At 65.1% G+C, this 19,623-nt stretch carries 17 protein-coding genes; 10 read left to right on the forward strand and 7 right to left on the reverse strand.

All coding sequences use genetic code 11. The annotated features are described in order from the left end of the window. Position 1 precedes the first annotated feature (1 nt). Entirely contained in the window at positions 2 to 1,066 is a 1,065-nt protein-coding gene (locus tag ACZ1JC_RS18600) for an alpha/beta hydrolase (RefSeq protein WP_465135468.1), read from the forward strand. Positions 1,067 to 1,211: 145 nt separating this feature from the next. Here the strand turns inward: ACZ1JC_RS18600 and ACZ1JC_RS18605 are convergent, their stop codons facing one another. After that, the gene (locus ACZ1JC_RS18605) at positions 1,212 to 2,270 is read right to left on the reverse strand and encodes an AraC family transcriptional regulator (RefSeq protein WP_465135467.1); all 1,059 of its coding nucleotides are present in this window, start codon (positions 2,268 to 2,270) and stop codon (positions 1,212 to 1,214) included. Positions 2,271 to 2,420: 150 nt separating this feature from the next. On the opposite strand from ACZ1JC_RS18605, the gene ACZ1JC_RS18610 reads away from it, so the two are divergent. The 3 genes from ACZ1JC_RS18610 (at position 2,421) to ACZ1JC_RS18620 (ending at position 5,111) form a co-directional block, all read left to right on the forward strand. Next, complete coding sequence (locus tag ACZ1JC_RS18610) at positions 2,421 to 3,392, forward strand: enoyl-CoA hydratase/isomerase family protein (protein WP_465135466.1); 972 nt, start codon at positions 2,421 to 2,423, stop codon at positions 3,390 to 3,392. Between the two features lie 216 nt (positions 3,393 to 3,608). Beyond that, positions 3,609 to 4,655: a helix-turn-helix domain-containing protein gene (locus tag ACZ1JC_RS18615; protein WP_465135465.1), complete on the forward strand. Its 1,047-nt coding sequence runs from the start codon at positions 3,609 to 3,611 to the stop codon at positions 4,653 to 4,655. A 120-nt stretch (positions 4,656 to 4,775) separates the two neighbouring features. Continuing rightward, positions 4,776 to 5,111 carry a hypothetical protein gene (locus ACZ1JC_RS18620; RefSeq protein ID WP_465135464.1) on the forward strand — a complete coding sequence of 112 codons (336 nt, stop codon included), beginning with the start codon at positions 4,776 to 4,778 and terminating at the stop codon, positions 5,109 to 5,111. 45 nt (positions 5,112 to 5,156) lie between these two features. On the opposite strand, the gene ACZ1JC_RS18625 is transcribed toward ACZ1JC_RS18620, so the two are convergent. Beyond that, entirely contained in the window at positions 5,157 to 5,966 is an 810-nt protein-coding gene (locus ACZ1JC_RS18625) for an enoyl-CoA hydratase/isomerase family protein (protein WP_465135463.1), read from the reverse strand. 212 nt (positions 5,967 to 6,178) lie between these two features. Here ACZ1JC_RS18625 and ACZ1JC_RS18630 point away from each other — a divergent pair, with 212 nt between their 5' ends. Beyond that, the gene (locus tag ACZ1JC_RS18630) at positions 6,179 to 7,867 is read left to right on the forward strand and encodes an FAD-binding protein (RefSeq protein ID WP_465135462.1); all 1,689 of its coding nucleotides are present in this window, start codon (positions 6,179 to 6,181) and stop codon (positions 7,865 to 7,867) included. 39 nt (positions 7,868 to 7,906) lie between these two features. Here the strand turns inward: ACZ1JC_RS18630 and ACZ1JC_RS18635 are convergent, their stop codons facing one another. Beyond that, positions 7,907 to 8,698, reverse strand: a complete 792-nt coding sequence (locus tag ACZ1JC_RS18635; protein ID WP_465135461.1) for a hypothetical protein — start codon at positions 8,696 to 8,698, stop codon at positions 7,907 to 7,909. 103 nt (positions 8,699 to 8,801) lie between these two features. After that, positions 8,802 to 9,104, reverse strand: coding sequence for an Lpp/OprI family alanine-zipper lipoprotein (locus ACZ1JC_RS18640; protein ID WP_465135460.1), 303 nt, complete (start codon positions 9,102 to 9,104; stop codon positions 8,802 to 8,804). A 297-nt stretch (positions 9,105 to 9,401) separates the two neighbouring features. Between ACZ1JC_RS18640 and ACZ1JC_RS18645 the strand changes: the two genes are divergently transcribed. The 5 genes from ACZ1JC_RS18645 (at position 9,402) to ACZ1JC_RS18665 (ending at position 16,362) form a co-directional block, all read left to right on the forward strand. Further along, a complete protein-coding gene (locus tag ACZ1JC_RS18645; protein WP_465135459.1) occupies positions 9,402 to 11,177 on the forward strand; it encodes a class I adenylate-forming enzyme family protein in 1,776 nt (591 codons plus the stop codon). Positions 11,178 to 11,258: 81 nt separating this feature from the next. Beyond that, the gene (locus ACZ1JC_RS18650; protein ID WP_465135458.1) at positions 11,259 to 12,257 is read left to right on the forward strand and encodes a thiamine pyrophosphate-dependent dehydrogenase E1 component subunit alpha; all 999 of its coding nucleotides are present in this window, start codon (positions 11,259 to 11,261) and stop codon (positions 12,255 to 12,257) included. Then, a complete protein-coding gene (locus ACZ1JC_RS18655; protein ID WP_465135457.1) occupies positions 12,254 to 13,276 on the forward strand; it encodes an alpha-ketoacid dehydrogenase subunit beta in 1,023 nt (340 codons plus the stop codon). Before ACZ1JC_RS18650 ends, ACZ1JC_RS18655 begins: the two co-directional genes overlap by 4 nt. Positions 13,277 to 13,535: 259 nt before the next feature. After that, positions 13,536 to 15,776, forward strand: a complete 2,241-nt coding sequence (gene katG / locus ACZ1JC_RS18660; protein WP_465135456.1) for a catalase/peroxidase HPI — start codon at positions 13,536 to 13,538, stop codon at positions 15,774 to 15,776. A 211-nt stretch (positions 15,777 to 15,987) separates the two neighbouring features. Then, a complete protein-coding gene (locus ACZ1JC_RS18665) occupies positions 15,988 to 16,362 on the forward strand; it encodes a c-type cytochrome (protein ID WP_465135455.1) in 375 nt (124 codons plus the stop codon). 1 nt (position 16,363) lies between these two features. On the opposite strand, the gene ACZ1JC_RS18670 is transcribed toward ACZ1JC_RS18665, so the two are convergent. From ACZ1JC_RS18670 to ACZ1JC_RS18680, 3 genes are all read right to left on the reverse strand, one after another. Continuing rightward, entirely contained in the window at positions 16,364 to 17,308 is a 945-nt protein-coding gene (locus ACZ1JC_RS18670; protein ID WP_465135454.1) for a cation diffusion facilitator family transporter, read from the reverse strand. A 74-nt stretch (positions 17,309 to 17,382) separates the two neighbouring features. Further along, positions 17,383 to 18,387: an acyl-CoA dehydrogenase family protein gene (locus ACZ1JC_RS18675; RefSeq protein WP_465135453.1), complete on the reverse strand. Its 1,005-nt coding sequence runs from the start codon at positions 18,385 to 18,387 to the stop codon at positions 17,383 to 17,385. Continuing rightward, complete coding sequence (locus ACZ1JC_RS18680; protein ID WP_465135452.1) at positions 18,384 to 19,577, reverse strand: acyl-CoA dehydrogenase family protein; 1,194 nt, start codon at positions 19,575 to 19,577, stop codon at positions 18,384 to 18,386. The genes ACZ1JC_RS18675 and ACZ1JC_RS18680 overlap by 4 nt, the downstream gene beginning before the upstream one ends. Positions 19,578 to 19,623 lie beyond the last annotated feature (46 nt).

The raw sequence follows: 19,623 nt of genomic DNA on the forward strand, positions 1-19,623 counted from the left end.
GATGAAGAGGGAAGATCGTACGGCGCGGGGTATGGCGCTGCCGATGGCACTGGCTGCCAGCGTGTTGGCGCCGTCTGTTCCGGCACTGGCGGATGCATCGATCGCCGCCGCTTCCGACGATGCGATCTACGTCCGCCCTGATGTCACTGCTTACCTGAAGGCCTCCGCCGCGCATCCGCTGCCGGTGATGACGGCCGACGTGCTGGCGCAGATCCGCAAGATGCCGCCGGGATCGATGCCCTCGCGCGACTTGCCGGTGGGGGAGATCGCCGTGGCCAGGGATCTGGAAATGCCGGGGCCGGGCGGGGCGATGAAGCTGCGCCTTTACGATGCGCGGGCACAGCGCGGGCCGGGGCCGGTCATGGTGTTCTACCACGGCGGGGGCTACATCCTGGGCAGCATCGATACGCACGCCGCGCTGGCTGCCGAGATCGCCCGTCGCCTCGATATTCCGGTGGTTTCGGTCGAATATCGTCTTGCGCCCGAGCATCCCTGGCCGGCCGCCCCCGACGATGGCGAGGCCGCTGCACGCTGGATCGCCGCCAACGGCAAGGCGCTGGGCCGCGACGTGACCGGACTGGTGCTGAGCGGCGACAGCGCGGGTGGCAACCTGACGCTGGTTACCGCCGCCGCACTGCGTGACAAGCCGGCGGCGGTTCCGGTCATCATGCAATTGCCGATCTATCCGGCGACCGATTTCGTCGACCAGTACCGCTCGCAGCAGCTTTTCGGCAGCGGGTACGGATTGGATGCGAAGGACTCCGCGCTGTTCCGGCAGCATTACGCCGCCGATCCGAAGAGCCTGCGGACCTCACCGCTGCTGGGCGATCTGAAGGGCCTGCCGCCGACGGTTCTGGTTACCGCCGGCCTCGATCCGCTGCGCGATCAGGGCAGGGCCTATGCGGCGAAGCTGGTCGAGGCGGGCGTGCCCACGGTTTATTACGAGGGACACGGGCTGGTCCACGGCTTCGCCACGTTCCGCAAGGATATCCCTTCGGCGCAGCAGGATACGGAGAACTTCCTGTCGCTGGCGAAGACGATGCTGGGCGAAGTGCAGGCGAAGTGAACTGATGGAGCCCTAATCCCACTCCGTCGCCCCCGCGAGGCGGGGGCCCCGCTGCCTTCGCGCTACGCCTCAAGAACAAGCGGGATACCCGCCTTCGCGGGGATGACGGGATTGGGTTTTCAAGGTTGGGGGGGGCGGTCGCCCCTCAACACCCTGCGCGGAACTGTTGCGGGGTCATCCCGGTCCAGCGCTTGAACGCCCGGCCAAAGCTCGTCTGCTCGCCATAACCCAGCCGGTCCGCAATCTCGTCGAGCGACAGCCGCCGATCCGCCAGATGCGCGCGGGCCAATGCCTCGCGTTGCTTCTCGACCAGCTCGGAAAACCGCACGCCTTGCTCGGCCAGCCGCGATTGCAGGGTGCGCACCGAAATCCCGGTCTTCTCCGCGCAACGCTCGATCGAGCAGCGTCCGTACGCCAGCGAGCCGCGAATATAGCTCTCCACTTTGTCGACGATCGACGGGCTATGCGTGGATTTCACTTGCTGAAGGTACGATCCCAGTAGCTTATAAAGCAGCCGATTGGCACTCGGCACCGGCTGCTCCAGCGCGCCGACCGGGAAAGCGACCGAATTGCGCTGCGATTGCCCGCGCACCTTGCAGCCCAGCAGCTTCTCGATCTCCGGCAGGTCGCTGGAGCGCGGATCGGCGGAAAGGCTGACCCAACTGGGCCGGAAGGCCGGGCCCCCGATCGATTGCAGTAGCTTCAGGTTGAGCATCGCCGCCTGGTAATTCGCCTGATCGTTCAGTCCGATATCGGTGTTCACCAGCCAGGTCAGTTCCGCCGTCTCACGCCCCTCGATCAGCACGACCTCGCAATCGGGCGCGTGGACCACCGGCAGGAACTCGATCAGGCAGCGGATGCCGGCGCGCACGGTGGGCGCGGAGCGGCAGAGCGCGCTGACGCAGCCGAACACTTCGGGATCCTGCATCGAACCGAAGTGCAGGCCGAACAGCGGATCGTCGAACAGCGTGCTGCAATATTCGAAGGTGTCCGCCACCTGCTGCGGGGCGACAAGGCTTTCGGGATCGATCAGCACGCGCGATTCCATGCCGTGCCGCTCCACGATGCCGCGCGCATCGCGGCCGTGGCTGCGGGCAAGGTTGGCGAGGCCGGCGAAATTGGCGGCGCGCACCTGGCCGCCGCTGGGCGCAACGTCCAGCGGACCGTCGAGGCTGAAGAAGCTGTTGCCGTGGACCATGCTCATCCCTCTTTCGGGCGGTATCCGCCTCTCGCGTCGCGCATCCAATATCGAGAAGGTCGCGCCTAATGCCAATCCCCCTTTCCTTGCCTGTGGCAGCACTCGGGAAAGCCCCGAAAGTCATGAGTGGGCCCAAAATTGAAGGCGGAGAGAACCATGAAGACGATAGCCGACCACAAGAAGGTGGCCGAACAACATGTCCTCTACGAGAAGGACCCCGAAACCAAGATCGCCACGATCACCTTCAACCGGCTGGACAAGCACAACACCGCCACCATCGGCATGCGCGCGCGCTTCGGCGAACTGGTGTTCAAGGCGAACATCGATGACGATGTGAAAGTGCTGGTGATCCGCGGCATGGGCGATCACCTGGGCAGCGGCGGCGATCTGGATGAGCACGGCGATCTCTACCTGAACCCCCAGCCGGGCGACGGTTTCCTGGTCGATCTGGAAATCGACGATCCGGACGTGAAGTACCCGCCGCCGGGCTCTTTCCGCTATCTCCACGGCCTTACCGACTATTACGCCAAGGCGCGTTCGGGGAACCGGCCGCTGCAGGAATTCAAGAAGATCTCGATCATCGAGGCCAAGGGCTACTGCTACGGCTGGCACTTCTATCAGTGCGCCGATGCGGACATCATCGTCTCGTCCGACGATGCGCTGTTCGGGCATCCCTCGTTCCGCTACGCCGGCTGGGGCCCGCGCATGTGGCAGTGGCTGGAGATGGTGGGCCTGCGCCGCTTTTCCGAAATGCTGTTCACCGGCCGCCCGTTCGCGGCGGACGAGATGTACAACTGCAACTTCGTGAACTCGGTCGTTGCGCGGGACAAGCTGGAGGCGGAGACCGCCAAGTATGCCCATGCCTGCTCGATCACCCGGCCGACCGACGTGGTGGTGGCGCAGAAGACCTTCATCGAGGCGTACAAGCAGTACCGCGGCGAATACATGGGCAGCCTGCTGACCGGCTGGCTGGAAGGCATGCTGCCGCTGATGAAGGACGATGGCGAGAACGACGTCAATCTGGGCAAGGGCAGCACGTTCAAGCAGGGAATCGGCAAAGTCGTGAAGGGCCATGACGAGAACTATCCGCCCGAATGGCGCCTCTCGATGAAGGGCCGGAAAGGCTGAATCGACCGTCGAAACGGGCGGGAGGCTGCATCTTTGGACGAAATCTGCACCCAATGCAGATTCGGTTGCATCTGATGTAGAGTTGCGGCGCGTACTGGTGGTACTCTCGCGGGTGAGCCTGTGAGATCGTCAGCAGTCGGCCGCAGCCTCGCCAATATGGGCCGAACGCGAATTGTGCATACATTCGCATGGCCTTCAGCACCCGGGGAGAGGGTCATGGCTGAAACTTTGTTCGCGCTGGACAGGCGCAATGTACACGAAGGCCAGAAAGTGTTCCGGGGCGACCGGGCACAGGAATACTATCGCGGAGACTTCTGGGTAGAGGATGCGCCAACGGTAGACGTGCGCTCCGAACGGCGTGCGGTGGGGGCGGTTTCGATCATCCGCCAGCGCTCCGCCAGCAATCTGTTCTTCCGCCGATCGCGCCAGCATATCCGCGAGGATGCGACTGACCTTTCGATCCTGTGGTTCGTGCGGCGCGGCGAATTCGCGTTTTCCAACCAGTGCGGCGCGAAAGTCGCGGGAGAGGGCGATTTCGTCATCACCCGCTCCATGGAGCCGTTCCTGATTGAATGCCGCACCGACGGCACGGGGCTGAGCGAAGTGCTGCACGTCACCGTGCCCACGCATCTGCTGCGCGCCCATGTCGCGCAGGATTGCAGCAGCGCGCTGGTGGTGCCGGCTTCGCGGGGCAGGGCGGTTCCCGAACTCGCCATTGCCGAGCACATGCTGGGTGACGTCTTTTCCGATGACGGCCGGCTTTGCGAGAACTCGGCGCGACTGCTGGTGGAAACGGCGCTGGGCCTGATCGGCCACGCCGTGCGCGCGCTGGAAGAGCCGCGCCCGGCCCGCCAGTCGATCGCCGAACGCCGGCTGGAAGACGTGCTGCGCTTTATCGAGGTACACCTGTCCGATCCGCAACTCTCCACCGCGATGGTCGCGCGGGGATGCGGGATCAGCCCGCGCTACCTCTCGTTCCTGCTGCGCCTGCGCGAGACTTCGTTCTCCGAACTGGTGTGGGAACAGCGACTGGGCAAGGCGCGTGACTGGCTGACCAATTCCGACCCGCGCGACATCTCGATCAGCGAGATCGCCTATGGCGTGGGTTTCAAGAGCCCGGCGCACTTCAGCCGCATGTTCAAGCGCGTGTTCGGCGCCAACCCGCGCGAATACCGGGGGGACAGCGGCGCGGAGATCGCCCGCCCGGCGGCGATGGCCACCGGATTTGGGGACTTCGTCAGCGGTTCTAGCCTGCTCCAGTAACCGGCGCGCCGCCCGGGCGATGCCTGCACAGACGCGAGCCCACGCCGCGCCGCCGCGCTTGCCAGCGCGCGCGGCGCGGAGTGATGTTCGCCGCAACAGCATACAATCAGGAGGATGCCGATGCCCCGTTACAAGCTTGTCGCGCTGACAACGCCGCTGCCCGGCCGTGAGCAGGACTATCATGAATGGTACAATACCAAGCACCTGCCGGAACTGGTCAACAAGTTCGGCATGAAGGGCGCGCAGCGCTATGAACTGGTGGCCAAGCTGATCGGCAACGATGCCAATCCCTATCTGGCGATCTACGACATCGAGTGCGACGATCCGATGGCGCTGCTGGGCGCGATCGGCAAGGCGACCGCCGCCGGTGAACTGACGCAGAGCGACGCCTCGGACATGGCGACCTGCTACACCGCGCTGTTTTCCGAACTGGGCGAACCGGTGCTGCCGGCCTGATACATTCGACCCTCGCGCCGACGTCGGCGCGAGGGTTCGATCCTCTTACCGTCCGATAAATTTCGGCGCGCGCTTTTCCTTGAGGGCCAGAACGGCTTCCAGGTGATCCGCACTGCGGACCGAGACGCTTTCATAGGCGATGCCGGCATCCATCACCGCCGTGGCGAGGCGCTTCAGTTCAAGGTTGGTCAGCACCTTGGTCGCGCGGATCGCCATCATCGCACCGCCAAGCAGCTTGGCGCAGAAGGCATCGACTTTCGCGTCGAGTTCGTCGGCCGGCACGCAGTGATTGACCAGGCCGATCTCGGCCGCCTTGCTGGCGGTGAGGACATCGCCGGTCAGCAGGTATTCCTTGGCGCGGGTGAGGCCGATGCGCTGCGCCCAGATCACCGCGCCGCCGTCTCCCGCGACTAGGCCGATGCCCACGTGCGGATCGCCGATCTTGGCACCTTCCGCCGCGAAGATCACATCGCAGAGCAACGCCAGCGTGGCGCCCAGGCCGACGGCGTGGCCGTTCAGGCGGCAGACCACCGGCTTGTCGATATCCAGCAGCGTCAGCACGATGCGCTTGGCGATGCGGGCCTCGTGATCGAACAGATGCGGGTTGCGGGCCGAATTCTCGATATGGTCGAGGTCTCCCCCGGCGGAGAAGGCGCGGCCGGCGCCGGTGATCACGATCACGTCCGAACCGGCATCGCCCTGCGCGAACCACAGTGCCTCTGCCAGTTCGTCATGAAGCTGCAGGTTCACGGCATTGAGCGCGTCCGGCCGGTTCAGCGTCAGGCGCAGAAGCCGCCCTTCGCGCGCGAGCAGGATGGTTTCGAATTCCGGCAGCGGCGGCGCATTGTCGCTCATCTCGGCGTATCTCCCTTTATCCCTAACGCTCATAAGCGCAGCCGGGATTTCGGCCACCCCGCAATCGTTCGGCAGGCAAAGCTTCGCCCCGGCGAAACCTTCGTGGTGGCAAGGCCTTGGCGGCCCGCTTCGCTTGCCAATGCCCGGCAAGTCCGATCTATCTCGGCCAAAGTCCGCGCCACGGGAGCGCAGGGCGTGGGTGAGAGAGCGAGATGGCCGAATTCGACGAGACGTTCGACTGGGTGGTCGTGGGCAGCGGCGCGGGCTCCATGGCATCGGCGCTGCTGATGAAGCAGGCGGGCAAGTCGGTCGTCATTCTGGAAAAGGCCCCCTGGGTCGGCGGCACCACCGCGAAGTCGGGCGGGGTCATGTGGATCCCCAACAACCGCTTCATGGACCCGGGCGAGGACAGCTTCGAACAGGCCTGCCAATATCTGGACGCCGTGGTACCCGATGGCGAGGACAGCCCCGGCACCAGCCCCGAACGCCGCCGCGCCTATGCGCGCGAAGCGCCGAAGATGCTGGACTTCATCGTCTCCCAAGGCGTCGCCATGGAGCGTGGATCGACCTTCTGGCCGGACTATTACGACGAACTTCCCGGCGGCGTGAAAACCAGCCGCACCGTCACCGCGGTGCCGTTCGACAAGAACGAGCTGGGCAAGGACTGGGCCGGGCGTCTGCGGCAGGGCTTCGCCGAAGTGCCGGTGAAGCTGGATGACGGCATGAAGCTGCCGTTCGCCAAGCATTCCTGGGCGATCAAGATGCTGCTCGTGCGCGTGGGGCTGAAGATCATCGCGGGTAAGCTGACCGGCAAGCACTGGGTAACGGCGGGCGCGGCGCTGCAGGGGCGGATGCTGAAGGCGGTGATCGCCAAGGATGCCGCCGATATCCGGCTGGAATCCCCGGTCAACGAAGTGATCATCGAAGACGGCAAGGCGGTGGGCGTCGTCACCGTTAAGGACGGCAAGCCCTGGCGCGTGGGTGCGCGGCTGGGCGTGCTGATGAACGCGGGCGGCTTCTCCCAGAACCAGGCGATGCGGGACAAGTACATGCCCGGCACGCGCGCGGCATGGTCGAACGGGATCGAGAGCGATGCCGGCGACATGCATGTCGAACTGGAAAGCAAGGGCGCGGTCTTGGCGCAGATGGACCAGATGGTCGGCTTCCAGATGAGCGAGGCGCCCGGCTGGGATACCGACTACGTCAAGCCCGGCACCCAGAGCACCACCGGCAAGCCCCATGCCATTCAGGTGGACCAGACCGGCGTGCGCTATCTGAACGAGGGCGGTTCGTACGAGGAATTCTGCGAGAACATGCTGGTACGCAACCGCACGGTGCCCGCGATCCCCAGCTGGGCGATCATGGATCAGCAGTACATGGACGAATACGCGGTGGCCGGCAAAGGCACGGCGAAGAAGAACATGGCCGGCTGGCTCTCCTCCGGCTGGATGCGCAAGGCAGATAGTCTGGAGGCGCTGGCCCGGCAGATCGGCGTGCCTTCCGATGCGCTGGCCGGCACGGTGGAGCGCTGGAACGGCTTCGTGCGCACCGGCAAGGACGAAGACTTCCACCGCGGCGAGCGTGCCTACGACAACTGGCTGGGCGATCCCTTCTTCAAGGACGGCCCCAATGCCTGCATGGGCACGATCGAGAAAGGCCCGTTCTACGCCATTCCCATCGTGCCGGGCGATGTCGGGACATATGGCGGCGTGGTCTGCGATAGCGATTCCCGCGTACTGAAGGCGGATGGCTCGCCGATCGAGGGGCTCTATGCCTGCGGCGTCACCACCGCATCGCCGATGGGCCGCGTCTACCCCGGCGCGGGCGCCAGCGTGGGCCCGTCGATGACCTTCGGCTGGGTAGCTGCCAAGCATGCGGCAGGGCTGGGCAACCAGCTCTGACCGCGCGGTCAAGCGGCTGCGCAAGGCTCAGTGCAACGCTCAGTTCTGCGCGGCTTCCAGCACGGTCTGCACGCGTACGCGGGGGAACACGTCTTCCAGCGGCGTGCTATCGGGCAGGACGTAGACATAGCCGCCCTTCTTCTGGAACAGGGGCACCACGCCCTTGTTGTAGAAGGCCATGGGCACGTTGATGCAGCCGAAGGTGATGCGGTTGTCCTCGATCGTCTTCGACAGCATCCGCGCCTTGCGGTTTTCCTTGTTGCCGACGGGGATCGTGTGGAGCGCTACGGACGTGGTGTAGTCCACCCAGAGCACCTTCTGGTTACCCGCCGCCAGCCCGAACTTGGCGAGGAAGCGGCCAGCGGGCGTGGTCTTCTCGGCCGGGCCGATCTCTGAAAGCGACTTTGCGCCTACCCCCGGGGTGGCTTCGTCGCCCAGCGCCTTGCCGATCAGCACCGGCGCATCGGCCAGCGGCTTGCCCGTGGCATCGAACAGGTATGCCCGCGCGGATGGCTTATCGACGATGATGTAGGGCAGTGTGCCGTTATCCTGCGATCCCGCGATCCAACGCGAAACGAGCGCGGCGGAGTCCGACAAAGCGGGCGCATATTCGGCGGCGTCTTCCTTCGGCGCACCGGCCTGTTCGGTTTCCGACACTTTCGGAGCAGCCTTGGCGGAAGTCTTGGCCTTCGCCGTGCTCTTCGCCTTGGCGGGCGCTTTCACTTTTGCCGGGACTTGAGCTTCGGCAACGGCCTTTGCCGGCGCAGGCGTGTTCACCGGGGCGGCGCTGGCCAGAGCAAGCGCGGCGAACGCCAGAGGGGCACTTATCATCGTGTGAATGTACTCGAAGAAGGCAGACATGGAAATGGTCGGCGTCGTGGACGACGCCGACACATAACCTCACACTAAAGCCAAATTAAGGCTTAACAGGCGCTCAGTTGCGGGCTTTCTTGCGCTGGCTGTTCTGCAACTGCTGCTCGACGCCATCGACCCGGCTATTAAGCTGGTCGATCCGCTGGGCGTTCTGCTGGGCAGTTCCGGAAGCGGCCTGCGCCTCTGCCAGGGCCTGCTTGGCGGTGGCATCCGTCTGCTGAAGGCGGGAATCGAGTCCGTCGATGCGCTGGTTCACCGTGGCGATCTGGTCGTTCACGTAACCTTTGGTGGCGCATCCACCAAGGCCGACCGAACCCACGAGCACGATCGCTACGGGGGCGAGTTTCGTCAGATATGGCGACATCGCATTCACTCCTTATGTCTATATTGTTTAACAGCCCCGCAAAAGTTCCAAGCCGAGCGGGTAAGCGTGAACAATGCGATTCTGGCCGACCGTGCCTCCGTTCAGGTGAACGGAAGATTGGACTGCCATGTGCAATAAGTAACGCAGCGCCGTTCGGTTCCACGCAATCTGTTTGTCTGCGTCGGCGCAGCGAAGTGACTGGGCGTACCTTGCGCATTTTCGCGCCTTTCGCAGGGCTTCGCGCCGCTGCTAGGCCCCATCGCGAGAGTGGACCCGCGAGTGGGAGGATTGAAAATCATGCATCATGCCGGCACGTCAGCAAGCGGAAGCGCCTGTGCGTTGCCCGATCCCGGCATGTCGCTGGTGCAGGCCCCCCCTTTGGCGGAGGAGCCGGGGCAGGGCGCGCATACGATCGGTGGCTATCTGCGCGAGGTAGCGGCCCGCTACGGCCCGCGCGAGGCGGTGGTGCTGCGCAAAGGCGAACACCGCACGACATGGACTTACGACGATCTGCTCGCCCGCTCGATGGAAGTGGCCCGCGCGCTGGTGGCGCGCAGCATCGGCAAGGGCGAGCGGGTCGGCATCCTGATGACCAACCGGCCGGAGTTCCTCTCCAGCCTGTTCGGCACGGCGCTGGCAGGCGGGGTGCCGGTGGCGCTGAGCACGTTCTCCACCCCGCAGGAACTGAATCATCTGCTGCGCGCCTCCGAAGTGACGCTGCTGCTTTATGAGGCGCGGGTGCTGAAGAAGGACTTCGGCGCGATGTTGCTCGAACTGGAGCCGGACATTCTTACCGCGCGGAGCGGGCTGGCCTCGGCGCGTTTCCCGTACTTACGCCAGCTTGTCGCGTTGGGCGGCGCGCCGGGCGAAGCGGAGCCATTCGCCGTGGGTGCCGGCGGCGCGGTGGAGACCTGGGACGAGTTCCTTGCCCATGGCGCGGGCGTTGCAGACGATCTGGTGCTGGCCCGCGCCGATGCCGTGCATCCGGCCGACGCCGGCGGCATTTTCTTCTCCTCCGGCACGACCAGCCTGCCCAAGGGCGTGGTCCATTCGCAGCGCGCCTTTGCCGTGCAGTGGTGGCGCTGGCCGCGCCTTTTCGCGATGCATGAGCCGGTGCGGAGCTGGACGGGGAACGGCTTCTTCTGGTCCGGCAACGTCTCGATGGTGGTCGGCACCGCGCTTTCCACGGGTGGCACGGTTGTGCTTCAGCGCATGTTCGACGCGGACGAGGCGCTGGACCTTGCCGAGAAGGAGCGGGTGACCTTCCTCAACGGCCGGCCGCACCAGTGGGCGCGGCTTCAGGCTTCGCCCAAGTGGGCAGGGGCGGACCTTTCCAGCGTGAAATACGTGCCGCGCGGCGAACTGATCTGGCAGCATCCCAGCGTCTCCACCCAGTGGGAAGTGCCGATGTCGTTCGGCTGCACGGAGACGATGACGATCTGCACCTCCTTCGTTGCCGACGATGCGGAAAGCCGGGTGGAGGGCGCTTTCGGGGCGCCGCTGCCGGGGAATATCCTAAAGATCGTAGAGCCGATATCGGGCCGTCTCGTGCCCGTCGGGACGGTGGGTGAGATGTGCATCAAGGGGCCGACGCTGATGTCCGGCTACCTCGGCAAGGCCCCCGAAGAGTGCCTCGATACGGAAGGCTTCTTCTGCACGGGCGACGCCGGGCGGGTAGACGAGACGGGGCGCTTCTTCTGGGAAGGGCGCATGACGGAGATGATCAAGACCGGCGGCGCCAATGTCACGCCGATCGAGGTGGACGAGGTGATTGCCCGGATTCCGGGGGTGAAACGCACCCAGACGGTGGGCGTGCCGGACGACTTGTTGGGTGAGATGGTGGTCGCCTGCATCGTCCCCCTCGACGGCGTGGTGCTGGATGAGGCGGCGGTGATCGCCTCCTGCAAATCCCAGATCGCCAGCTTCAAGGTGCCGCGCCGGGTGCTGTTCTTCCGCGATGAGGACTATGCCATCACCGGCAGCGAAAAGGTGAAGTCAAGCGAAGTTCGCGCGCTGGCCGTCTCCCGGCTGGCAGCCGATAACGCCGAGGCGGTCCGGCCCACCCTTGCGTGACCGTGCCCGTGGCGTACTGAACTGTTGGTCAGCCCGCCACGTTCATCTCTGGGCGGAATGAGGCTGTTCTAGAGAGGACCTATGAGCCAGACACTGGAGAACCGGGCTAAGCCCGACGCCAAGACCCAGCTCGACATCTATCGCCGGATGATCCGGATCGAGCGCAACGACGACGCCACCCGCACCCAGATCCGTCGCGGCCGCATTACCGCGCCGTACTACTCGGCGCGCGGGCAGGAATGCATTCCTTCGGCCATCTCGGTGCTGCTGAATAACGACGACAAGATCTGCACGATCTACCGCGGCATCCACGACATGGTCGCCAAGGACATGCCGCTCCGCCCGCTCTGGGCAGAGATCTGCGGCCGTGTCGACGGCACTTGCAAGGGCAAGGGCGGCCCGATGCACCTCACCCACCCGGAAACCGGCGTGATGGTGACGACGGGCATCGTCGGTTCGTCCATGCCGATCGCCAACGGCTTCGGCTGGGCGGCGCTGCTGGACGGCACCAAGCAGGTGACGGTTGCCTACTTCGGTGACGGCGCCAGCAACATCGGCGCGTTCCACGAAGCGCTGAACCTGGCTTCCGTGTGGAAGCTGCCGGTGATCTTCGTGTGCCAGAACAACGGCTTTGCCGAACATACCCGCTATGAGAACGGCACTTCGGTGGACCAGATCTCCAAGCGCGCGATCGGTTACGGCATGCCGGGCTACACCGTGGACGGCAACGACCCGGTCGACGTCTACGCCCACGCCCACGCCGCCATCGAGCGTGCCCGCGCGGGCGAGGGGCCGACGCTTCTTGAATGCAAGACCTTCCGCTTCATGGGCCACGTCTTCGGCGATGCCGATGGCTACATGACCAAGGAAGAAAAGGCAGAGGCGATCGCCAAGGATCCGCTGCCGATCTACCGCCAGAAGCTGATCGACGACGGGATCGCCACGGCTGAGGAGCTCGACGCGCTGACCGCGAAGATCGAGGCCGAAGTGAACGACGCCATCGAATTCGCGATGGCCTGCGAATATCCGTCCGACGACGAACTGCGCCGCGACGTCTTTGCCGAGGAGATTCCGGCATGAGCACCGATACCCTTGACGCTCCGGTCGTCGAGACCGTGAAGATGAACGGCCTTCAGGCGATCAACGCCGCGCTGATGGAGGCGATGGAGGCCGATCCCAAGGTCCTCGTGCTGGGTGAGGACATTGCGGACAACGAAGGCGGCGGCGTCGTCGGCGTCACCCGCGGCCTTTCCACCAAGTTCGGCACGATGCGCGTGCGCTCCACGCCGATCTCGGAACAGGCGATCATCGGCGCGGCCATCGGCGCGGCCATGGGCGGCTACAAGCCTGTTGCCGAAATCATGCTGATGAACTTCACGACTGTCGCCATGGACATGATCGTGAACCACGCGGCCAAGCTGCGCTTCATGTCGGGCGGCCAGAGCCAGGTGCCGATGGTGATCCGCACCCTGACCGGCGCCGGCAACCAGACCGCCGGCCAGCACGCCGACTTCTACGAGGCATGGTTCTGCCACACCGCCGGCATCAAGGTGGTGATCCCCTGGACCCCGGCGGACTTCAAGGGCCTTTACCTCTCGGCTATTCAGGACCCGGACCCGGTCATCATCGTCGAAAGCGGCAAGACGCTGTTCGTGCCGATGGACGTGCCTGTCAATCAGGGCCCGATCCCGCTGGGCAAGGCCAATGTCGTCGCGCCGGGCAGCGATATCACCATCGTTTCCTATGGCCAGATGATGTTCACCGTCATGCAGGCCTATGAGGAACTGACCAAGGCTGGCATCTCGGTCGAAGTGATCGACCTGCGCACGATCTCGCCGTGGGACAAGGAAACGGTGTTGGCCTCGGCCGAGAAGACCGGCCGCTTGCTGGTGGTCCACGAAGCCGGCCGCAACTTCGGCCCGGGCGCGGAAATCGCCGCAACCGTGCAGGAAACGCTGTTCGGCAAGCTGAAGGCCCCGGTCGGCCGTCTTGGCGCGCCGTACTGCTCGGTGCCGTTCGCCAAGAAGCTGGAAGACGCCTTCCTCGTGCAGCCGCCGGAGATCATTGCCGAGGCGCAGCGCCTCGTCGCCATGGGCTGAAACGGCGCACGAAATTGACTGTAAGGGAAGGGCCTCCGTAGCGATACGGGGGCCTTTTTCGTGCTGCGCTGCGGCGCGAATTTTCGGACTTTGGCAGGAGAGCGGGAGAAATCCTTTGCTGCCGCGATGTGCATTTGTGACAAAACATTGCGTAATCGTGGCAGGCGATCACAATCATTAAATCGATCAGTTTTTTGGAAAATTTCTCCGCCGCTATCCCGGACCTCCAACAAGGTTCGATCAACAGGAGGAGGAACCAATGTCCAGAACATCGACTTCGCTTTGCGCGCTGATGGCCGCCGTGCTGCTGCCGCTCGCTGCAACGCCCGCTTATGCAGACGGTGCGGGGGTACCGGCTGCTGCTGCTGCTGCGCCCAATACCAATCAGGACTGGTGGCCGGACCGGCTCGACCTCTCGCCGCTGCGCCAGAACGATCCTGCATCCAACCCCTATGGCGCCGGCTTCGACTACGCCAAGGAGTTCGCCACGCTCGATATAGAGGCGGTGAAGGCGGATATCCGCAAGACGCTGACCACCTCTCAACCCTGGTGGCCGGCAGACTATGGCCACTACGGCCCGTTCTTCATCCGCATGGCCTGGCACAGCGCCGGCACGTATCGCGTTGTGGATGGTCGCGGCGGCGGCGCGGGCGGCGAGCAGCGCTTCGATCCGCTCAACGCCTGGCCGGACAACGTCAGCCTCGACAAGGCCCGCCGCCTCGTCTGGCCGATCAAGCAGAAGTATGGACGCAAGATATCCTGGGGCGATCTGATGGTGCTGACGGGCAACGTCGCGCTGGAGGACATGGGCTTTAAGACGCTGGGCTTCGCGGGCGGTCGGGCGGACAGCTGGGAGCCGGACACGGTGTTCTGGGGACCCGAAAAGAAGTGGCTGGGCGATGAGCGCCGCGATGCCAAGACCGGCCTGAAGGGCCCGCTGGCCGCCACTCAGATGGGCCTCATCTACGTCAATCCCGAAGGCCCGAACGGCAATCCCGATCCGCTGGCCGCCGCTGCCGACATCCGCCTCGCCTTCGGCCGCATGGCCATGGATGACGAGGAAACCGCCGCGCTGATCGCGGGCGGCCACACCTTCGGCAAGGCGCATGGCGCGCACAAGCCGGAAGAATGCCTTGGCGGCGATCCCTCGGCCGCGCCGGTGGAACAGCAGGGCCTCGGCTGGGCGAACAAGTGCGGCAAGGGCAATGCCGAGGACACGATCACCAGCGGCCTTGAAGGCGCATGGTCGGCCGATCCGGTGAAGTTCACCACCCAGTACCTCGATAACCTCTACGGTTTCGAATGGGTGAAGACCAAGAGCCCGGCAGGCGCCACGCAGTGGGTCCCCAGCGATCCGAACGCCGGTCAGCTCGTACCCGATGCACACCGGCCCGACGTGCGCCATGCGCCGATCATGTTCACCACCGACATCGCGCTGAAGGAAGACCCCGGCTTCCGCGCGATCACCACCAAGTGGCGTGAGAACCCCGAACTCTTCGGGCAGGCTTTCGCGCGGGCATGGTTCAAGCTGACCCACCGCGACATGGGCCCTTCCGCGCGCTACCTCGGCGCGGATGTGCCGAATGTCAGCTTCGTCTGGCAGGACCCGCTGCCCAAAGCCACTTACGCCACCATCGATCAGGCCGATGCGACTGCGCTGAAGGCGAAGATCCTCGCCACCGGCATTGCGCCGCGCGAACTGGTGAAGACGGCATGGGCCGCTGCGGCAACCTTCCGTGGCACGGACATGCGCGGCGGCGTGAACGGTGCGCGGCTGCGGCTCGATCCGGCCAGGGGCTGGGCGGTCAACGATCCGGCGGAACTGGCCAAAGTGCTGACCAAGCTGGAAGGCGTGCGCAAGGCGTTCAACGCTTCGGCTCCGGCCGGCAAGCAAGTCTCGCTGGCGGACCTAATCGTGCTGGGCGGCAACGCGGCGGTGGAACAGGCGGCGGCGAAGGCGGGCTATACGGTGACCGTGCCATTCACGCCGGGCCGTGTCGATGCCGCGCAGGCGGAGACCGATCCCAAGTCCTACGACTACCTGCGCCCGCGCGCCGATGGCTTCCGCAACTACTACGGCGCGGACAGCGATCACTCGCCGGCCGAGATGCTGGTGGACAAGGCAAACCAGCTGGAACTGACGGTGCCGCAGATGGCCGTGCTGGTGGGCGGCATGCGCACGCTGGACGCCAATACCGGGCACTCGGCGAACGGCGTGTTCACGGCCGCGCCCGGAACGCTGTCGAACGACTTCTTCGTCAACCTGCTCGACATGGGCACGAAGTGGCAGAAGTCGGCCAAGGTCCCCGGCGTTTACGAAGGCTATGACCGCGCTAGCGGCAAGCTGAAGTGGACCGCGAGCCCGGTGGACCTCGTGTTCGGATCGAACTCCGAACTGCGCGCGGTTTCGGAAGCCTATGCCTCCGATGACGCGAAGCAGATGTTCGTGACCGACTTCGTGGCGGCCTGGGGCAAAGTGATGAACCTCGACAGGTTCTGACGAGATGTGGCGGCGCCGGGGATCCGGCGCCGCCGCTACCCTAACATCTTCGTCGCCCCCGCGAAGGCGGGGGGCCCCGCTTCTTTCGCGCTACGTTTCAAGAACAAGCGGGATCCCCGCCTACGCGGGGATGACGGGGTGGTTTGGATCGGCATCGGGCGTTAGAGGCGCCAACCCACCTAACAGCCCCCATTCATCGGATCGTTTTCTTGTGAAGACCTATTTCCTCGCGGCCGCTCCCGTCGCGGTTCTGGCCATAGCATTGGCCTCCACCGGCTCCGCGCAAAACGCGGCCCCGCGCCCCGCCATGTTCGCCACTTGCGCCGCCTGCCACGCGGTCGAGGCGGGCAAGACCTCCTACGGCCCGAACCTCCACGGCATCGCCGGTCGCAAGGCGGCGAGCCAGCCCGGCTATGCCTATAGCCCCGCACTCAAAGCCTCCGGTCTCACCTGGGACCGCCCCACGCTCGACGCCTGGCTGACGTCGCCGCAGAAGAAAGTACCGGGCACGAAGATGCCCTTCGCCGGCATCCCCGATCCCGCCAAGCGCAAGCAGGTGATCGATTATCTGATGACGCTGAAGTAACTTACCACACCATCGCATCCGCCCGCTTCTCCGGACGGATGTAGATCGAGGTGATCCACGGGGAGAGCGCCTTCATCCGGCACTCCAGATCCTCGATCAGCGTTTCGGCGTCGCCCATCCTGAGGTCGTCCGCGAAATCGGCGCTGATGGCCACGAAGATGGCCTGCGGGCTCGTGTGGATGGTGCGGATGTGGTTGACCGCGTCGATGCGGGGATGGCCGTCCAGCACCTCGCGGATTTGCGCGATCAGCACCGGATCGGCTGCCTCGCCGATCAGCAATTCCTTGGATTCGCGGGCGAGCAGCACGGCGACGCCCGCCAGCACGCAGCCGATCAGCACCGAGGCGACGCCGTCTATACGCGGGTCGGCGTAGTGGATCGAGGCCCAGACGCCCACCGCCGCGATGACGAGGCCGATCAGCGCCGCACTATCCTCGAACAGCACGATGAAGCCCGGCGGGTCCTTGCTGCGGTGGATCGCCTGCCACCATGTCTGCTCGCCGCGCCCGGCATTGAATTCGCGCACGGCGATGGACCATGAGGCGCCTTCCATCACGAAGGCGATGGCGAGCACGATGTAATTGAGCGTCGGATCCTCGATCGCGTGGGGCTGCTGGATATGGACGATCCCTTCGTAGATCGACACGCCCGCGCCCACTGCGAAGATCAGGATGGCGACCACGAAGGCCCAGAAATAGAGTTCGCGCCCATAGCCGAACGGGTGCGTCGGGTCCGGCTTTCGGCTGGCGCGTTTCTGGCCGTAGAGCAGCAGCACCTGATTGCCGCTGTCCACCAGCGAGTGTACGCCCTCGGTCAGCATCGAGGAGGAGCCGCTGATTGCGGCAGCCGCGAACTTGGCAACGGCAATGCCGAGGTTGGCGGCCAACGCGCCATAAAGCACGATATTCGCCTTGAAGTGCGCGGCGACGCTGTCGGGCTGGTCCATCGCGGGCCGGTTCCTCGTCAAAGGCGGTGAAGCACCTTCAACTGTCACCGGCCCGGCAAGTTTCCGCAAGTGTCTTAAGCTTGTAGCGCCTCGCGCCCCACGCGCTCGTTCCACAGGTCCGCATTGCCGCAGAGTTGCAGGTTCAGCAGCGCGCGCTTGAGGAACAGGTGGCAGGGATGCTCGTCGGTGAGGCCGATACCGCCGTGAAGCTGCACCATTTCCTCGGTCACGAAGCGGAAGGCTTCGGCGGCGAGTACCTTGGCGGCGGCGAGTTCGGTGACGCTGGCGCTCTCATCCCGCACGCGCTTCCACAGCAGCGCTTCGGCGACGATGATGCGTGTCTTCATGTCTGCTGCGCGGTGCTTCAGGGCCTGGAACAGCGCGATCGGCCGGTCGAACTGGCGGCGGACCTTCATGTACTCGATCGTCATGTCGAGCGCCGCGTCTGCCGCGCCGATGCAATCGGCCGCAAGCGCGAGTTGCGCTTCGCCCGAGAGCCGGTCGTGCAGCGCCTTCGCGCCCGCCGCGTCGGTGAGCATCAGGGCAGGGGTGAAGCTGTCCAGCTCCACGTCGAACAAGCGGCGGCTGGGATCCCAGATCGGCCGCTCGACCAGCGAGACGCCCGGCGCATTCAGCGGCACCAGCGCATAGCCGCCGGGAAGCTGCGCGACCACGGCAACCGCCATGTCGCCTTCGAACACACCGGAAATCGTGCCGGAAACGGTGCCGTCCGAGGCCTGCGTCAGCTTGGAGGAGAGCATCGGCAGCGGCGCATATTCGCCGCCGACCAGCCGCTCCAGCCAGTCGGCACGCTCGGCAAAGTCGTGGCTGGCGGCAATCGCCTGAAGGCCAAGCTGCGCCGGGATCAGCGGCATCGCGGCCAGCACGCGCCCCATTTCCAGGTGCAGCGCGGTCGATGCCTCGCGCGTGAAGCCAAGGCCGCCGTCCTCTTCGGGCAGGCGCACCATCAGCCAGCCCATCTCGGCGGCGAGCCCCCAGCTTTCATCGCGCGAGGGCGAGAGCTTGTCGGCCGGGAATGCCTTCTGCGCGGCGTCGGTCAGTTCGTTTAGTGCAATCACAGCACCCACCCCTTCGGCTCGCGCGGCATGTCCAGCATGCGTTCGGCGATGATGTTGCGCTGCACTTCCTCGCTGCCGCCGGCGATGGTCCAGGCATAGGAATTCATGAAATCGGCCATCCAGTTGCCGGTATTGAGATCGCCGAAAGTGATCGGCGCGACGTATTGTTCGTCCATGCCGCCCAGCCGCAGGCCGAGCGCCGAATAGGCCCGCAGTGCGCGGCTATAGGCGTTCTTGACGATGGAGGCGTCGCCCATGCGCTCGATCCCGTTGATGCGGTTGTCGAGGAATTGGTCGGCAATCGCGCAGACGGCGTCCACTTGCGTAACCAACACGCCGAAATCGCGCAGCACACCGCGATCTTCCGAGTGGCCATGGTCGCGGATCAGCTTGGCCACGCGGCCCAGCGCGCCGCGCATCCGGTAGGACAGCTCCATCAGCGTCAGCCCGCGTTCGGAAGCGAGCGTCGCCTGCGCCACGGCCCAGCCTTTGCCTTCCTCTCCCACACGCTCGGAGACCGGAATTTCCACATTGTCGAGGAAGATTTCGGCGAATTCCTCGTCCCCCTGGATCTGGTGGATCGGGCGAACGGTGACGCCGGGCGCCTTCATGTCCATCAGCAGGTAAGTGATGCCGGCCTGCTTTACGCCGTCGGACGAGGTGCGCGCCAGCAGCAGGCACTTGTCTGCGAACTGGGCCATCGTCGACCAGACTTTCTGGCCATTGATGACGTAGACGTCGCCGTCCGGGCGTGATTGGAGTTCGGCCCGCGTCTTGATCGCGGCAAGGTCCGATCCGGCGCCGGGCTCCGAAAAGCCCTGGCACCACGTCTCGCCCTCAAGGATTTTCGGTAGATAGCGTGCCTTCTGCTCGGCATTGCCGCATTCGTGCAAGGTGGCGAAGGCGTGATAGGTAGACACGAACGAGAGCAACAGGCGCGGGCAATCGGCGCCGGCCAGTTCCTCGTAGATCACCTTCTGTTCGGCCAGACTGCGGCCGCCGCCGGGAAATTCGGCGGGCCAGTGCGGGATGGCGTATCCGGCGCGCACAAGCTTGCCGAACCAGTCCCGCTGGGTGCGGACGAAATCGTCCTGCGTGCGGCTGGCATCGCGCCAGCCGGTGGGCGCTTCGGCGGCAAGGAAGCTGCGGACTTCGCTGCGCAGCGCGTCTAGATCGGCACTATCGGTCATGCCCTGTCCTTGCCGCTGCGCTGTCAGGGCGTCCAGACGGGGGCGG

It is taken from the genome of Sphingomonas sp. BL-S-28, from assembly GCF_055521515.1.